16 protein-coding genes are annotated in these 15,722 nt (G+C 45.0%); 12 read left to right on the top strand and 4 right to left on the bottom strand.

Annotated features, from left to right (window positions below):
• Positions 1-124 precede the first annotated feature (124 nt).
• Positions 125-544: an Rrf2 family transcriptional regulator gene (locus MKY19_RS23730; protein WP_042191066.1), complete on the top strand. Its 420-nt coding sequence runs from the start codon at positions 125-127 to the stop codon at positions 542-544.
• Positions 545-766: 222 nt separating this feature from the next.
• Here MKY19_RS23730 and MKY19_RS23725 read toward each other — a convergent pair whose 3' ends face one another.
• Positions 767-1,984 carry a sialidase family protein gene (locus MKY19_RS23725; RefSeq protein WP_339266669.1) on the bottom strand — a complete coding sequence of 406 codons (1,218 nt, stop codon included), beginning with the start codon at positions 1,982-1,984 and terminating at the stop codon, positions 767-769.
• A 33-nt stretch (positions 1,985-2,017) separates the two neighbouring features.
• Positions 2,018-2,383 carry a hypothetical protein gene (locus tag MKY19_RS23720; protein ID WP_042191062.1) on the bottom strand — a complete coding sequence of 122 codons (366 nt, stop codon included), beginning with the start codon at positions 2,381-2,383 and terminating at the stop codon, positions 2,018-2,020.
• A 199-nt stretch (positions 2,384-2,582) separates the two neighbouring features.
• Between MKY19_RS23720 and MKY19_RS23715 the strand changes: the two genes are divergently transcribed.
• From MKY19_RS23715 to MKY19_RS23705, 3 genes are all read left to right on the top strand, one after another.
• A complete protein-coding gene (locus tag MKY19_RS23715; protein ID WP_042191060.1) occupies positions 2,583-2,957 on the top strand; it encodes a hypothetical protein in 375 nt (124 codons plus the stop codon).
• Positions 2,958-3,114: 157 nt separating this feature from the next.
• A complete protein-coding gene (locus MKY19_RS23710; RefSeq protein WP_076284827.1) occupies positions 3,115-4,323 on the top strand; it encodes a glycosyltransferase in 1,209 nt (402 codons plus the stop codon).
• Between the two features lie 25 nt (positions 4,324-4,348).
• Positions 4,349-5,446 (top strand): glycosyltransferase family 4 protein, encoded by a 1,098-nt coding sequence (locus MKY19_RS23705; RefSeq protein WP_339798099.1) that lies wholly within the window; start codon positions 4,349-4,351, stop codon positions 5,444-5,446.
• A gap of 76 nt (positions 5,447-5,522) precedes the next feature.
• On the opposite strand, the gene MKY19_RS23700 is transcribed toward MKY19_RS23705, so the two are convergent.
• A complete protein-coding gene (locus MKY19_RS23700; RefSeq protein ID WP_339798096.1) occupies positions 5,523-6,197 on the bottom strand; it encodes an SOS response-associated peptidase in 675 nt (224 codons plus the stop codon).
• Positions 6,198-6,322: 125 nt separating this feature from the next.
• On the opposite strand from MKY19_RS23700, the gene MKY19_RS23695 reads away from it, so the two are divergent.
• The 6 genes from MKY19_RS23695 (at position 6,323) to leuS (ending at position 13,262) form a co-directional block, all read left to right on the top strand.
• A complete protein-coding gene (locus MKY19_RS23695) occupies positions 6,323-6,772 on the top strand; it encodes a DUF523 domain-containing protein (RefSeq protein ID WP_076299720.1) in 450 nt (149 codons plus the stop codon).
• Positions 6,773-7,001: 229 nt separating this feature from the next.
• Positions 7,002-8,147 (top strand): cysteine desulfurase family protein, encoded by a 1,146-nt coding sequence (locus tag MKY19_RS23690; RefSeq protein WP_339798093.1) that lies wholly within the window; start codon positions 7,002-7,004, stop codon positions 8,145-8,147.
• A 99-nt stretch (positions 8,148-8,246) separates the two neighbouring features.
• Positions 8,247-8,768: a PRC-barrel domain-containing protein gene (locus MKY19_RS23685; RefSeq protein ID WP_042191050.1), complete on the top strand. Its 522-nt coding sequence runs from the start codon at positions 8,247-8,249 to the stop codon at positions 8,766-8,768.
• A 14-nt stretch (positions 8,769-8,782) separates the two neighbouring features.
• Positions 8,783-8,992, top strand: a complete 210-nt coding sequence (locus MKY19_RS23680) for a hypothetical protein (protein ID WP_036677557.1) — start codon at positions 8,783-8,785, stop codon at positions 8,990-8,992.
• A gap of 234 nt (positions 8,993-9,226) precedes the next feature.
• Entirely contained in the window at positions 9,227-10,294 is a 1,068-nt protein-coding gene (locus MKY19_RS23675) for an AI-2E family transporter (protein WP_042191048.1), read from the top strand.
• Positions 10,295-10,811: 517 nt separating this feature from the next.
• On the top strand, positions 10,812-13,262 hold the full coding sequence (gene leuS / locus MKY19_RS23670) for a leucine--tRNA ligase (protein ID WP_339243256.1): 2,451 nt from the start codon (positions 10,812-10,814) through the stop codon (positions 13,260-13,262).
• Between the two features lie 59 nt (positions 13,263-13,321).
• Here the strand turns inward: leuS and comER are convergent, their stop codons facing one another.
• Positions 13,322-14,173 (bottom strand): late competence protein ComER, encoded by an 852-nt coding sequence (gene comER, locus MKY19_RS23665; protein WP_339266653.1) that lies wholly within the window; start codon positions 14,171-14,173, stop codon positions 13,322-13,324.
• A gap of 186 nt (positions 14,174-14,359) precedes the next feature.
• On the opposite strand from comER, the gene MKY19_RS23660 reads away from it, so the two are divergent.
• Both MKY19_RS23660 and MKY19_RS23655 read left to right on the top strand, forming a co-directional pair.
• Complete coding sequence (locus MKY19_RS23660) at positions 14,360-14,998, top strand: helix-hairpin-helix domain-containing protein (protein WP_339266651.1); 639 nt, start codon at positions 14,360-14,362, stop codon at positions 14,996-14,998.
• Between the two features lie 115 nt (positions 14,999-15,113).
• Positions 15,114-15,632 carry a dCMP deaminase family protein gene (locus MKY19_RS23655; RefSeq protein WP_042191041.1) on the top strand — a complete coding sequence of 173 codons (519 nt, stop codon included), beginning with the start codon at positions 15,114-15,116 and terminating at the stop codon, positions 15,630-15,632.
• Positions 15,633-15,722: the final 90 nt, after the last annotated feature.

Raw genomic sequence — 15,722 nt, 5'->3', positions numbered from 1 at the left:
TGTGACTTCGAATATGATAACATAAACTAAGAGTAATCATCGGAATACCTTGATATGACAAACGCATGACTTACCGAATCAATAGTATACAATAATTAGACACTAAACCGAAAGAGGTGCCCCTTTGAAAATATCAACCAAAGGACGTTACGGACTAACAATTATGATGGAGCTTGCACTGAAATTTGGTGAAGGACCGACCTCACTTAAGAGTATCGCTGAGAAAAATGGACTTTCTGAACACTATCTGGAGCAGCTAATTGCTCCTCTGCGTAACGCAGGACTGGTAAAAAGTATTCGTGGTGCATACGGTGGATACATTTTATCACGTGAGGCTAGTGCTATCACAGCAGGTGACATCATTCGTGTGCTAGAGGGCCCAATTTCTCCAGTAGATTTTACTGAAGAAGATGATGCAGCAAAACGCGATTTATGGCTGCGTATTCGCGATAGCATCGCCGACGTACTAGATTCCACGACTCTTCATGACTTGATTAATTATAAAGAAGAGAGCTTGGCGGACAACTATATGTTCTACATATAGTTAATGTATTTGGAATAAAAAACTTAAAGTTATAGCATTATCAGTGTTTTTGCCCCCTTTTTGGGGGCTTTTTTAATGGGAAAATCACATTCAGAGTAATCAATGAAGCTTGGCCTCTTGATTACCGGGAGAATGGTCAAGGTTACTCTCGTTACGCAAAAAAAGGATGCCCTATATTTGCTCGGCATCCTTTTAATTAATCATCAGAAGTTTATTAATAGCTTATTGATTATCACCAAACCAGATGTTCTCTGTACCGGTCCGCGTGTCCGTCCATACGCTCACTAGACGGCCTGTTTGGGGGACAATGGCATTGCCGATGTAGTCCCCAATTAGGGGGATGCCGGTGACGTCAAAGGAAGTTGTCGTTATACGGGTGTTTGTAAACGTCATCCCCCCATCTCTAGATGTAGCTAGATAAACATCAAGGTTGAGAGGATTGACTCGATTAGTGTAATAGGTAACGAATATTGCACCATCCGCAGGGGATACGGTGATGGCTGGGAAAAAGTTTTGGGAGCCTACTGGACTGCCCGTAATGGGTATTGGTGTACCCCAATCCACACCGAAATTAGTGGAAGTAGCAAGGAAAATATCGGAATAACCTTCTCGGAAATCTTGCCATACAGCATAGACATTCCCTCGCGTCGTCGGTGCATTAGAAATATCCGCTGCGAGGGAAGGGTATGTCAAACATCTAAATGTATATCCCGGCAATGGATCTGGTGGGACTACAACGGTGGCGACCATGGTTTCAGGGGTGAAAGTGACCCCGCCGTCTGGGGATGTGCGAATATTAAGATCAGTATTACCGGGAGGCTGATTGATCCATCCCACGACAACAATCCCATTTAATGTAATTGCTATACCGGGGAATTCTTCAAATTCTTCGACCGAGGACAGCAGGGCGGGACTGAAATAGGTATTGCCGCTGTCTAGGGAACGATTGAAGAATATCGTATTTCCTGGTATGAATTGTGTGTTGTAATCATGCGTATAACCAGTATATACATTTCCAAAAAAAGGACTTGATCCAGCCTTGTCGGTGACAACGACCACCTGGTCATCATTCACAAACTGTCCAAACCCTTGATTCACAATGACTGGCGGTCCGAAGGAAGAGGCGTTGTCGTCAGAGGTATAGGAAACGATCGACCCGCTGAGACCGTCTGAATCGAAGGCGTGAGCCAATACGACGAACGTGGTCGGAAAAATATAATCAATATGTGGTGCTTCGATGCCTGCAAATCCTGTCGGTAACGGTAATAACGTTGTTGTCCAAGTGGCACCTGCGTCAATAGATTTGTACAAACCTATATTGGGAGGGCCTGTTCGAAGATCTACAGCTACGGCGACCATAACCGAAGGATTAAGCCAATTTACCGCGATAGTGGGCTCAAACTGAACGCTTGCGCTCGGCGAAATTTGAATATTAGCCATGCTAAGCTCCTTTCGTCATAGAGTTTTCGTTACTTACGGGTTCAGCTGAGCTATGAAAGTAAGTTCGGATTGCAGCACTCTTTGATGGGGGATGACGTTTCCTGACGAATCCGTTCCGAACACCGTGATAATCGTGTCTGCCGGTGCGTTTCCAGTTACGAGAAATTGGACTTCATAAGCTGAATTGCCTGCGATATTAAAACTGAGAAACTGGCTGGTGTTCGCATTAACATTTAATGAGTTGGAGTAGACTAAACCTTTACTAACCAAGGTATTCCATACGTAAACGTGATAGACTACGTTAGATGAAAAACTAAGGTTGTCATTATCGATATTAATGACCACGTTGGATGCTGGGGTAGTACCTGTGTTCGTAATGATGCCTGTTGTTGTTGCCATGAGCTTCACCTCTTTATTAGTTTGCTATATATATATGAATTGAGATTCATTGTGTTTGGACAAGGGAATCAGAAAAATCGCGGAAATTGGAAAAATGAGAGGTATGCTATTATTCCATGAATCTCCCCTTCCTCTTGCCTCGCAACTTACAAATTAATCCTGAATAAATTGATAGAAAATGAGGGGAGGAGTGATGGAAATGGCTTTTACAACAGGTCTTATTACTAATACGAGAGCTACTGGTACTGCAGCAAGTAATGTAGTGGTCAGCGTTCGCAACACAAGTAACGCGAGTGCAATGATGATCGTCGAAGTTTTCGGCGTTCCATATTCAACGCTTGCACTAACACCACTGTATGTCACAGGTTATTATGTTCCAGCAATGAGTTCTGATGTCAGAGAGTTCTTCATTGCAGGGAATGTCGCTTACGAGGTTCAGGTAAGTAGTCCTTATCCATTGGCAAATGTGGTGTGCTCCATGTACGGATTGGATGAGTTCGGAAATCTTGTTACAGAACAGAGAGTGCTTCAATCTGAATTAACGGAGATTACCGCACTTTCTTTACCTGTATAACAGTATTTTGGGGAAATCAAGAAGCAACCACCGATGAGAATTGGGTGGTTGCTTCTTTTTTAGGCGCAAAAAATCCTCTTAGAGGCATTCACACAGGCACAAAGGTGGAATTTAAATATACTAATTTTATACTCCAATGTAGAGAGAGGTAAAAATCATGGCGGATGTAGGAGTAGTTATGCCTTTGTATACCCAAAAGCCGGAATTCCTCCGGCAAGCTCTGGAGTCTGTTCTGCGCCAAACCTTCACCGAATTTCGACTGATCATTGTAATTGATGGTGCACCAGATATGGAACCGCTTGTGAGATCAATAATTGCTGAGGATCCAAGGGTAACTATTATCTCTTATGTACAGAACAGGGGTATTGCACATGCGCTGAATACGGGCTTTGATCTTTTATTTAGCGAACCCAGTATTCAGTATTTGAGCTGGGTCTCCAGCGATAATGTTTATGAACCCCGTTTTCTCGAAATCCTTCGAGGGGCACTAGTGAAGGGGCCGCAGGAGCTAGGAATCGTGTACAGTTCTTTTCAAAGTATAGATAACGAGGGAAACCTACTTCATAACGAGCATCAGCTAGCTACTCAGCGAAATTACCAGTCACAGCCCAAAGAGAGATTGCTGGATTACTCGCTTATTGGTGTTTCTTTCATGTACAAATCGCAGGTTGCGAAGCTTGTTGGGGGGTACGGAATGGAGCCGGTGGAGGATTATGATTACTGGCTGAGACTTGCTGAACATTGTGATATTCGCTTTATCCCCGTGGAACTGGTGAATTATCGTGTGGACTCTACCTTTAGTGTATCTGCACAGTTACATTCCACTGAAAATCATCGGAGATGGAGATATACGTACCACTTGACCCGCCATCAGGCGCGATTCCGTAGAGGGATTCGTCCTATGATTACCGTTTTATATCCTGTAGTAAATGCTGGTGCGGAGGAAATAGCGAGGATAGAGAATTTGTATGAACAGACGTATAGCAATTATGAGTGTCGGGTGCTGGATTTATCACTTACGGGTCAACCATCTGTTCTAATAGGTTCAATCCCTCATCCTGCAACAGAGTTTGTTTACATGCCAGGAGTTGTGGAGTCGCACGCGATTTGTGGAGCGCTAGAGCACTTGGCCACTCCCTACACGATAGTTCTAGGTCCCAAGATTTTCATTGGAGCACTCGATATTGAATACATGCTGGAGGCTTTGATTACTACCGGTGGAGACACGATCTCCAATTATTATACAGATGATCATAGCTTGATTGGATTCCGGCATAGACATGTCCCATCGACTAAAAATCACTACTATAATGAGCTGTTTCGAAGCACAGACTTGTATGATTTGTTGAAGATCTATTTTTCCTAAAATAATATGTGAATGAGTGATCGTAATGAAGATTTTGTTCACCTTCTTCAACCCGAGCGGCGGCATGCAGACCCTGAACCGAGTGCGCTGCCAAGCATTACATGATCGCGGTGTAGAGTGTCATTTGTTGTACACACACCCTGGAAAAGGACAGCAAAATATCCCTAATATTCAAACCTATATTACCAATAATGATGACGAGATCAGGGGACTGCTCACTCGGGAAGCTTTTGACTTGATTGTAGTGTGTACGGATATTTACTTAGCGGAGAGGTTTAGAGGGTTTGGTTACAAGGGGCCGCTTGTTTTTGAGGTGCAGGGATTGGGGACCTTAGATGAAGCGGAGCAAGTTATTAGTAATTTTAATGAGCGGATTCACAAGCTAACCGATGCACTGCTCTATCCAGAAACCACTCATTTGCAGACGCTTTTTAAAGGTGGATTTCCATCTGTTCCTCAATATTGCTTTGACAATCCGATCGATTGCGATCAGTTTGGATATACCAATTATCCCGCAAAAAGCTTTCCCATCCTCGGCTGGGTGGGACGAATTCAAACGAATAAGAACTGGAGAGAATTTCTACAAATCGGACAACGGCTGCTGGCGATCCATCCCGAGCTTTATTTATGGATTTTTCAGGACGATACTTTGTTTGAGCCGGAGCAAAAAGAGAGCTTCGAACAATTTGTAGCCGAGACAGGGATTTCCTCACGTTTGATTTCGCATTCCAATGTTCCTCACGGGCAAATGGCAGATTATATGAGCATAATTGGTGACTCGGGTGGACTGCTATGTTCAACCTCTATTCTCGAGGGGTTTGGGTACGCAGTAGCCGAGGCGATGTTGTGTCGTTGTCCTGTTCTTACTACGGATTCGGATGGCATTCGGAGACTTGTCATTAATAATCATACTGGAAAAATATACACAAGAGGGCAGCTGGATGAAGCTGTGAATGGTGCTTTATCTTTAATGCATGATCCAGCACTGCGGGACAGAATTAGGATGAATGGCGAATGGCATATCCGAAACAATCTTTCCTCCGGGCTGTATGCGGATAGATTTCTCCAGATGTCTCATCAATTGATGAGACGTCGGTCTAAGATCGAGCGTCGATGGTCTTAACTCTGCGGTTATGTCGCAGGGTTAAGATGTTTATTAAAATATAAGAATTTATATGCTTACGTTATAAATTATCCTTCTATTTCTGCGCCTCTTCAATTAATTCCTTTGCATCATTCCTAACATTTCCGACAGCCATGGAAACTGGATAGGCTCGCATTAGTTGTTGATCATACGGTTTCAGGAGCTTTATTAGAGAGGTAGTGTCCTGATTGCCCCGATCCAGCCACTCTGTCTCATCCTCAGGCTTCAAAATAACCGGCATGCGATTATGGATTTCAGCCATAAGCTCGTTCGGAGTAGTCGTTATAATCGTGCAGGTACTTAGTTTATTACCCTCAGGGTCCATCCAAATATCATATAATCCGGCCATAGAGAAAATACCTCCATCGCGCATCACGATCCGCATGGGTTGTTTGCTGCTGCCCTGCACCTTCCATTCGTAGAAGCCGTCAGATGGGATGATGCAGCGGCGTGAGCTTACTAAGCGCTTGAAAGAAGGTTTCTCCAGCAGCGATTCTGCCCGGGCATTGATCATTTTATTGCCGATTTTGTCATCCTTTGCCCATGAAGGAACCAGGCCCCAACGCAGTTCCCCGAGCTTATTGCTGGAACCTGTATTAATGACTGCCGGAATTTGCTGCATGGGCGCGGCGTTATATTTAGGGGCATAGTGGATAATGGTTGAATCATTCGCAAAATATCTGACCATCAACTCTTCCATAGTGACGGTTATTGTATAGCGTCCGCACATTATTTACACTCCCCAGTCAGTAGATTAGAAGTTCACTCCGTTTACAGCTTAATTTCATCATGTTATGCTCGGAATATTTCTTATTATAAACGAAGCGGAATGAATGAAGAAAGAGGTGCTCATTGGTGATTTTGGTAAGCTCTTGTCTAGCTGGCATGAAGGTGAGATATAATGGTACGGATTGTTTGGATGAGAAAATTCAGAAGCTTTTGAATGATAATCAAGCGATTGCTGTGTGTCCAGAGTTGCTGGGAGGATTCTCAACGCCTAGAGAACCAGCCGAAATCATTGGTGGGAATGGCGAGGATGTGCTGGCAGGGACGGCTAAAGTAGTGGATCGATCAGGTACAGATGTTACAGATATGTATTTAAAGGGTGCTTATATCACGCTTGCAAAAGCCCAAGAGGTATCAGCTACGATGGTAGTGCTTAAAGAAAACAGTCCTTCTTGCGGCAGCAGTATGATTTATAATGGGGAATTCAAAGGGAAGAAAATAGCCGGAAATGGCGTTACTACAGCTTTACTTAGAAAAAATGGCATTGAGGTAACCTCTGAAGAGAACTGGCTACTATAATCCTAGCTTCATAGGGAAATGATTACAATATTGTGTTCTTTCGCTTGTGGAAAACTCACTTCTCGCGCGGTATAATTTAATAGTTCCAAGTATAAACGCCTTCGGCGTCCTTTTTAGGACGGTTAGCGTTTAAGCGAGAAATATAAGGATAATGTATAATGTGAAACTTATACCTTCTTATATTTTTAGAAGAACTAGTTTCCTATACTCTAGAAGCGGAGAAATGAATATGAAATCCATCTATTTGGACCACGCCGCATCAACCCCGGTTCATCCCGAGGTGGCTAAGGTCATGCTGAATATAATGACAGAACAATACGGAAATGCATCGAGTGTACATCAGTTCGGGCGTTCAGCTAAAAGAATATTGAACGGGGCGCGCGATAATATCGCCGCCTTTTTGGGCTGTTCACCTGACGAGTGGGTGTTCACTGGAGGCGGCACCGAGAGTGACAATTTAGCACTCTATGGAGCAGCAGCTGCAGTTTCCCATAAAGGAAAACATATTATCACCACCCAGATCGAGCATCATGCAGTGTTACATACCTGCGAAGAGCTAGAGAAGGAAGGCTTCAAAGTTACCTATCTCCCTGTGGATTCGACGGGTAGGGTATCTGTTACAGACGTAGAGGCTGCATTGCAGGAAGACACGGTGTTGATCAGCGTAATGTATGCCAATAATGAAGTCGGCACCGTTCAGCCTATCCAGGAGATTGGTCAGCTTGCTAGAGAACGGGGAATTCTGTTCCATGTAGATGCTGTACAAGCTCTAGGTACACTCCCTATTACACTCCGAGAGCTTCCTGTAGATTACATGAGCTTTACTGCTCATAAGATCAATGGGCCTCAAGGGATCGGTGGTTTATACGTTCGAAGCGGAGCGCCACTGCATCCAAGACTTCATGGCGGCCTTCAGGAGCGCGGCAGACGTGCCGGAACAGAGAATCTAGCAGGAGCAGCTGGGTTTGCCAAAGCCGTTGAAATAGCGGTTAAGGGTCTGTCAGAACGTCAACAGAATATGAAGCTCCTACGCAGTAGACTGCTCGAGGAGCTGGATACTCTGATTGGACGGGAGCGTTACTCGCTTAACGGTAATACCGAGGAGTTTTTGCCTAGTATTCTGAATTTGAGCTTCCCAGGGGCTGGGACAGATGTTATGCTGATGAACCTGGATATGGAGGGGATTGCGGCAGCAAGTGGTTCGGCTTGCACCTCAGGATCCTTGGAAATATCTCATGTTCTGAAAGCAATGGGACTTCCCCAAAATATTTTAGAGTCTGCGATTCGATTTAGTATCGGTTTGGGTAATACTACTGAAGAAATCGAGTACGTTGCTCGAAAAGTTGAAACCATTTTGAGTCGCCTACGTAAATGAGACTAGTTACTCTAGGTTTCGATCTGTATCGAGGCGATTCGGGCTTTTGGCTTTTTGAGAACTCGTAAGTACACTCAAAGTGAGGGGACCGAGGCAGCCATGAGACTACAAGATCTGATCGGCTTGGCTGTATTTGAAGTTGAAGAGGGGAATGAAATTGGCAAGATTGTCGATATCCTACTCGATTCAAACTGGAATATTACGGGTATTGAACTGGAAAGCAAATCTTTTTTTGGTGGCCATGTGAAATTTGTGGCATGGAAAGATATTGTGGCCTACGGCGAGGATGCTGTCATGATTCGTAGTAAAGAGTCGATTGATAAGACAGATGCCGATCATATACCTTGTACTTTTCTATTAGGAAAGAACAAACTTAAGGATTTGAAAGTACTGACTACAACTGGAACTATACTTGGACGAATATCGGATGTTTATTTTGACCAAAAGTTGGGAAACACAATAGGAGCGCTGGAAATCAGTGACGGGCTTGTGACTGATTTGATCGAAGGCCGCAAATGGCTGCCTTGTTCTGATGAGATGTCCATTGGTGAGAATGCTTTAATGGTTCCTGCAATGAGCGAAGAACGGCTACAAAAAGCCATTAATATTGTTAACGGATAGGTGGAATGTATTATATGAAGTGTCCAAATTGTAACTCCAAAGATATCGGAAAGATTGGTTCCCACCAGTTCTATTGCTGGGGCTGTTTCATTGAATTGACGGTAAACGGCGAGAAAATGTCGGTGTATCAAGTTGAAGAAGATGGCACACTCAGCTCGCTGGACGATCTCTTCTCCGGGGATGATATGACTCAGGATTTCCCGCAAATTCATGCGTCGTCTTAACTATGAATCTTGCTTTGTAAGCAAGAATGATCTATGTACTTAAAGCGTCAATCTCCTTTCAGTTGAAATCAGCTGCAGGGTTATTGGCGCTTTTTTTGGGGTTCCCCGCAAAGCATCGAAGCAAAGGCCTCACTTTGTGGGGTTATTTTGTGTGCTTGATGGTTATTTTGCTGCGGCCATACATATACTTATTTACGAAGCTAGTCCAGGCTACAGTCGCAGGAGGGTACACTCATGGAGCAATGGTCCCAAAGTAAGTGGTTCCGCTGGATGATCGGAGTGCTGCTCTCCCTGATCATTTTGTATTTTGTTTGGTTGCTTCGTCCGATGCTGCAGGGGATATTTGTATTTTTGAAGGCAATCCTCGCTCCATTTCTGGCAGCTATGATTATTTCCTACGTGCTGAATCCCGTCGTTAGTATGCTGGCTGGACGGAAGATGCCGCGTAGTGTAGCTGTTCTACTTATATATGCAGTATTCCTAACGGCGATTGCAGTGATCGCAATTAACCTTATCCCGATGTTTATCGAGCAGCTTGAAGAGTTAAATGAACATTTGCCAGAGATGACGCTGCAAGCCCAAGGGCTGATGCGACATATGAATTCTAGACTAATCCCGCCCGGGGTCGAGATGGGGATGAATAACTGGTTTTTCCAATTGGAAAGTCGTCTCGCCGAAGGGATTTCTAATTTTCTCGATAATATAGGGACAACGATTAATGTGCTATTCAATGCTTTCATCGTACCGTTTCTAGTGTTCTATATTCTGAAGGATTTTGATGTGTTTGAGCGGACGGTGGTGTCTTGTCTGCCCCGCGCACGCCGTAAGTCTATTGTAACTTTGTTAAAAGATATCGATGATGCACTCGGCAACTACATTCGTGGACAGTTTCTGGTCTGCATTATTATAGGTGTGCTTGCTTATATCGGTTATGCCATCATCGGAATGCCGTATGCTTTACTGTTTGCGAGTGTTGTGGCAGTGTTCAATATTGTTCCGTATATGGGTCCCTTTTTGGGGGCTGCACCAGCCATTGTAATGGCTTCGACTGTTTCTTTTCGTTTAGTGCTGTTGGTTGCAGTGGTTAACACAGTGTGCCAAATCGTGGAAAGTAACATTATTTCACCACAGGTGGTGGGAAAGAAACTGCATTTGCATCCGCTGCTCATTATTTTTGCGCTTCTGGTTGGCGGAGAATTGGCGGGAATGATCGGACTTATCCTTGCTGTACCGTTCTTCGCGGCTGCAAAAGTCGTTATTCAACACTTTATGACGTATTTAATCAAACGAAAGCCCGTGTAAATAGGGTAAAACATTGACTATAGTCAACAGTTTTGTATATAATGTTGGGGAATATTACTGATGAACAGTCGGTATATATAGTTGATCGATGATGAGGAGTATTAATTCTATACCGTTATTGCAGAGAGCCGGCACTAAGGTGCGAGCCGGTTAACGGAACGGAGTGAACTCACCTCGGAGTAACGGCGCAAGTTTCAGGATATCCACTAGACATAATGGATGCCCTAGGTGAACCGCCGTCGCCTCACCCCCGCTAAAGGGTGCAAAGTGAGTGGCAGAATAAAGTATATTCAGCCGCTAACTAGGGTGGTACCACGGGAATTATAACCTCTCGTCCCTAGCGATAATACGCTAGGGATGGGAGGTTTTTTTGTAAATATAAGAGGGTATAGGTTTCACGAAATACTTCATGTCTTATATTTCTCGCATAAACGCTTGTCGTCCTTATAAGGATGCCGATGGCAGTTTATGCTTGGTTAAGAAATCTAAGTAGTAACACTCCAAGGAGGAGCAGACAATGAGCGACAATCAAACAAACAGTATACCTGCCGGCGGTTACCGGGCGCAGGCTATTGAGCCCAAGTGGCAAAAGTTCTGGGATGAGAACAAAAGTTTTAAGACAGGTGAAGATCCAACCAAACCGAATTTCTATGCACTGGATATGTTCCCGTACCCTTCAGGTGCAGGACTGCACGTAGGTCATCCAGAAGGCTACACAGCAACGGACATCGTATCCCGTTACAAACGGATGCGTGGTTTTAACGTGCTGCACCCAATGGGCTGGGATGCTTTTGGACTTCCTGCAGAGCAGTATGCAATGGATACAGGTCAGCATCCACGTGATTTTACAGATAAGAACATCGATAATTTCCGTCGTCAGATCAAATCGCTGGGTTTCTCCTACGACTGGGATCGCGAGATCAGCACTACAGATCCAGATTATTACAAATGGACGCAGTGGATTTTCATCCAGTTGTACAACAAAGGCTTGGCTTATGTAGCAGAAGTACCTGTTAACTGGTGCGAGGCACTGGGTACAGTACTTGCCAACGAAGAAGTTATTGATGGTAAAAGTGAGCGCGGAGGACATCCGGTTGTCCGCAAACCGATGCGTCAGTGGATTCTGAGAATTACTGAATATGCTGAGCGTCTGCTTGAAGATCTGGAAGAGCTGGATTGGTCTGAAAGCATCAAGGATATGCAGCGCAACTGGATTGGCAAATCCACAGGTGCAGAAGTGAACTTTGAAATTGAAGGTCACGATGCTAGCCTGACCGTGTTTACAACACGTCCAGATACATTGTTCGGAGCTAGCTACTGTGTATTAGCACCAGAGCATGAACTGGTTGATGCCATTACAACAGAAGCACAACGTGCAGCGATTGCAGAATATCGTGTGAAAGCTTCTCATAAGAGCGATCTGGAACGTACAGATTTGGCTAAAGAGAAGAGCGGTGTATTCACGGGTGCGTATGCAATCAATCCTGTGAATGGCGCCAAGGCACCGATCTGGATTGCAGATTATGTACTTGCCGGATATGGAACGGGTGCGATCATGGCGGTTCCAGGTCACGATACTCGCGACTGGGAATTTGCTAAACAATTCGGCCTGAATATCGTTGAAGTCGTACAAGGTGGCAACGTTGAAGAAGAGGCGTATTCCGGAGACGGACCGCATGTCAATTCTGATTTCTTGAATGGGCTTAAGAATGAAGAAGCGATTGCGAAGATGATTGCTTGGCTGGAAGAGAAGGGCGTAGGTAAAGGTAAAGTAACCTATCGTCTGCGTGATTGGCTGTTCAGCCGTCAACGCTACTGGGGAGAGCCGATTCCAATTCTGCATCTGGAAGACGGTACAATGAAGACTGTTCCGGTTGATCAGCTGCCGCTGGTACTGCCTGATGTAGATGCGATCAAACCATCGGGTACTGGGGAGTCTCCACTTGCCAATGTAACAGAGTGGGTGGAAACGATCGATCCTGAGACTGGTATGAAGGCTCGCCGTGAGACCAACACCATGCCGCAATGGGCGGGCAGCTGCTGGTACTACCTGCGTTATATTGATCCGAAAAACGATCAAGAGCTGTGCTCCCCTGAGAAGCAAAAAGCATGGCTTCCAGTGGATCTGTACATTGGCGGAGCGGAGCATGCCGTACTTCACTTGCTCTATGCACGTTTCTGGCACAAGGTGCTTTATGATATCGGCGTAGTGGAAACGAAAGAACCGTTCCATAAGCTGGTTAACCAAGGCATGATTCTTGGAAATAATAATGAAAAAATGAGTAAATCACGCGGAAATGTCATCAACCCAGATGAAATTGTTGAAGCTTTCGGTGCGGATACACTGCGTGTCTATGAAATGTTTATGGGCCCTCTGGAAGCAACCAAACCTTGGAATGAAAAGGGTGTTGAAGGGGTTCACCGGTTCTTGTCCCGTGTATGGCGCCTGTTCGTGAATGAGGAAGGTAAGCTCAATGCCAAAATCACAGCAGATGGCGGTACGGAAGAGTTCAAACGTACTTGGCACAAAACGATTAAGAAAGTCACTGAGGATTTCGAACATCTGCGTTTCAATACGGCGATTAGCCAGTTGATGATTTTCATTAACGATGCCTACAAGCAAGAAACCTTGTCCCATGAAGCTGCCGAACACTTTGTGCAAATGTTGTCACCACTGGCGCCGCATATTGCTGAAGAGCTGTGGCAACTGCTTGGTCATGAAGGAAGCATCAGCTACGTGGCTTGGCCAGCTTATGATGAAGCATGGACAGTCGATGCTGAGGTTGAAATCGTTATTCAAGTTAATGGTAAAATCGTACAACGCGCCCTGATTCCGCTGGATATGGGTCAGGAAGAAATGCAAGCTCATGCGCTGTCACTTCCTAATGTGAGTGCAGCTGTAGAAGGTAAAACCGTACGCAAGATTATTGCGGTTCCTGGCAAGCTTGTAAATATTGTAGTGGGTTAAGCGAAGAACGCAATTCTGCCCGCAGCATCGGAGAAATCCGTGCTGCGGGCTTTGTTGTTCTAACGTTCTTTAGGACCCTGATTAATAGTGTCGTGTCTGAATAGCTCATCAAGCTTAATAACATCCTCATCATATTTATCATGCGTTGTCGTGATGAGGCGTTCAAATACACCATCTAGACTGGTACGTAAGTGGTTTAACGCTTCTGCGGTAATGCCACCGCGAACAGCGACCCGTTCTTGAAGCTCTTGCGGGGTAAACTCCCCTTCTGTCAGTAATTTGCCTGTTCCAAGCAGCATTTCACCAGCGAGTCGGCTGATTAATGTCTCTTCAATTCCAGTGGCCTCAACGGCTGCTTCTATCCAGCGCTCAATGAAATAGCTTAAGAACGCAGGTCCACAGCTGGAGAAATCAGAAGCGATTCGGGTATGTGCTTCTTGGATTTCTAAGGGAACACCTATGAAAGACAATAGCTGTAACAGTACAAGCCTGTCTTCTTTATTAAGCCTGCTGCCAAATATGCACAGTGAAGTCCCACTCTTGACGCAGTGCGTAATGCTTGGGATGATCTTGGCAATTTTGGACGGCAAAGCGGATTCCAGATGATGCAATTGAACTGGACTAGTAATGGATACGACAATTTGCTCACTCCGGAGACATGAGCCGATCTCATCTGTTAATGTTTTAAATTCAAGTGGCTTTACGCATAAAAAAACGATATCACTTCCTAACGCTGTCTCCCTATTGCTTCCGCAAATGGAAATGCCGGGGTGACGCTTCTCAAGCTCCAGCAGCTTATTCAGGCTGCGGTTGCTGGCAAGCACATCACACGGTTCTAGCGCTCCGGAAGAAAGAAAGGCGTCGATCAGCAGGCTGCCCATGCTGCCTGTTCCGATAAATCCTACTTTCACCTGTGGTTCCTCCTTTCTAGCATTGCTTTTTACTAACTGACATGAATTCTCTTCGTTATATGTATGCAGGATAGCCTTGGACAAATGACAGGTTTTGTATGAATTATTAAAGGGAATTCCAATTAAAGGAATGTATGAAGATTCACAAAAAAGTATAGGACGAATTTTCGTGAGGGGGAGCGCATTTTGAATAAAGGGAGTGTAGTGCTCGGAGTGGCTGTAGCTTTACTGGGTAGTGGATTGTTATGGGCTGCTGGGAGTAAGGGGGATTCCGGCATTTCCGGATGGGAAACCTTGAATGCAAGCATGGAACAAGCGATTGGAGTCGCTGAGCCAGACGAAGCTTCGGCTACAGAGGGCAAAGTGGGAGGCCAGCAGACGAAGGTAGATAAGCAAAGTGCTGGGAAAGTTACAGTGGGAGCCGAAGCTATTGGGAAGACTGATGCTTCTGGGAAAACAGATAGTGCTGGAAAGGCTGAAGTTAGTGATAAGTCTGATCCTGCTCAGAAGGTGAAGGATACTGCACAAGTAGAACATACTGTCCCGACTCCAGTAGATGAAAAAGCGACAACAGTTACTGGAGAGAATGCTTTGGAGGCGCTTGAGGTTACCACGTCAGTCGCTTCACAGGAAGGTAAAATAAATGTGAACACTGCGGGTGCTAAGGAGCTGATGGATCTCCCGGGCATCGGAGAGAAGAAGGCCCAGACTATAATCGAGTATCGCAACCGTGAAGGGGCTTTTCGTAGTCTGTCAGATTTGGGGAAGGTGAAGGGGATCGGGCCCAAAATGCTGGAAAAGCTAAAGCCTTTAGTAATATTTTGAAGATAAAAGGGTATTGAAGGTACTGTTGAATGTGCTACAACCGTTGTCCTAGTGAATACTTGCGGGGATGTGCTACAATAGTTAACAACTATTTAGAAGGATATGGAGATTAATTATGACTGCTGCTTATCGTAAAGACTGGGATACTTACTTCATGGACATTGCCTGCATGGTCTCAACTCGTTCACGCTGTAATCGCCGACATGTGGGTGCTGTGCTGGTACAAGGCAAGAAGTTGCTAGGAACAGCGTACAACGGGGCGCCAATGGGCGTACCTGATTGTTCAGAGGCAGGCTGTATGCTCTCGGAGCAATATGAAATGGAAATCGTGGATGGCGTAGAGACAATGGTGAAGAAACAGCGCTGTATTCGCACGATTCATGCGGAACAGAATCTTTTGCTATTTACAGACCGAATCGATCGGGAAGGCAGTACCGTCTATGTGACAGATGAGCCTTGCTGGACCTGCGCCAATATGCTGGCGAACAGTGGTATCGTGGAAATCGTGTATTACCGACCTTACCGTAAGGATATGGAAAAGGTTGAAGCGATGATGGCTGCCAAGGGTATCATATTTCGTCAATTGGAGAACTATGAGCCGCCAAGTGAAACGATGATCAAAGTGTCAGAGTAGCTGATCTGTACAACACTAATTTAATAAGATGGCTTGAGGAAGAACCTCTCGTGCGCTCTTGTAGCGCATGTAGAGGTTCTTTTTTTGTAT

It is taken from the genome of Paenibacillus sp. FSL R5-0744 (assembly GCF_037972555.1).
GTDB lineage: Bacteria > Bacillota > Bacilli > Paenibacillales > Paenibacillaceae > Paenibacillus_AQ.
This window is presented reverse-complemented; position numbering and strand designations above follow the sequence as displayed.

What these genes read in the sequence shown, in the direction of transcription:
- MKY19_RS23725 (WP_339266669.1), bottom strand. Translation starts at nt 1,984, where the DNA reads ATGGCTAATATTCAAATTTCGCCGAGCGCAAGCGTTCAGTTTGAGCCC.
- MKY19_RS23720 (WP_042191062.1), bottom strand. Translation starts at nt 2,383, where the DNA reads ATGGCAACAACAACAGGCATCATTACGAACACAGGTACTACCCCAGCA.
- MKY19_RS23715 (WP_042191060.1), top strand. Translation starts at nt 2,583, where the DNA reads ATGGCTTTTACAACAGGTCTTATTACTAATACGAGAGCTACTGGTACT.
- MKY19_RS23710 (WP_076284827.1), top strand. Translation starts at nt 3,115, where the DNA reads ATGGCGGATGTAGGAGTAGTTATGCCTTTGTATACCCAAAAGCCGGAA.
- MKY19_RS23705 (WP_339798099.1), top strand. Translation starts at nt 4,349, where the DNA reads ATGAAGATTTTGTTCACCTTCTTCAACCCGAGCGGCGGCATGCAGACC.
- MKY19_RS23700 (WP_339798096.1), bottom strand. Translation starts at nt 6,197, where the DNA reads ATGTGCGGACGCTATACAATAACCGTCACTATGGAAGAGTTGATGGTC.
- MKY19_RS23690 (WP_339798093.1), top strand. Translation starts at nt 7,002, where the DNA reads ATGAAATCCATCTATTTGGACCACGCCGCATCAACCCCGGTTCATCCC.
- MKY19_RS23685 (WP_042191050.1), top strand. Translation starts at nt 8,247, where the DNA reads ATGAGACTACAAGATCTGATCGGCTTGGCTGTATTTGAAGTTGAAGAG.
- MKY19_RS23680 (WP_036677557.1), top strand. Translation starts at nt 8,783, where the DNA reads ATGAAGTGTCCAAATTGTAACTCCAAAGATATCGGAAAGATTGGTTCC.
- MKY19_RS23675 (WP_042191048.1), top strand. Translation starts at nt 9,227, where the DNA reads ATGGAGCAATGGTCCCAAAGTAAGTGGTTCCGCTGGATGATCGGAGTG.
- leuS (WP_339243256.1), top strand. Translation starts at nt 10,812, where the DNA reads ATGAGCGACAATCAAACAAACAGTATACCTGCCGGCGGTTACCGGGCG.
- MKY19_RS23655 (WP_042191041.1), top strand. Translation starts at nt 15,114, where the DNA reads ATGACTGCTGCTTATCGTAAAGACTGGGATACTTACTTCATGGACATT.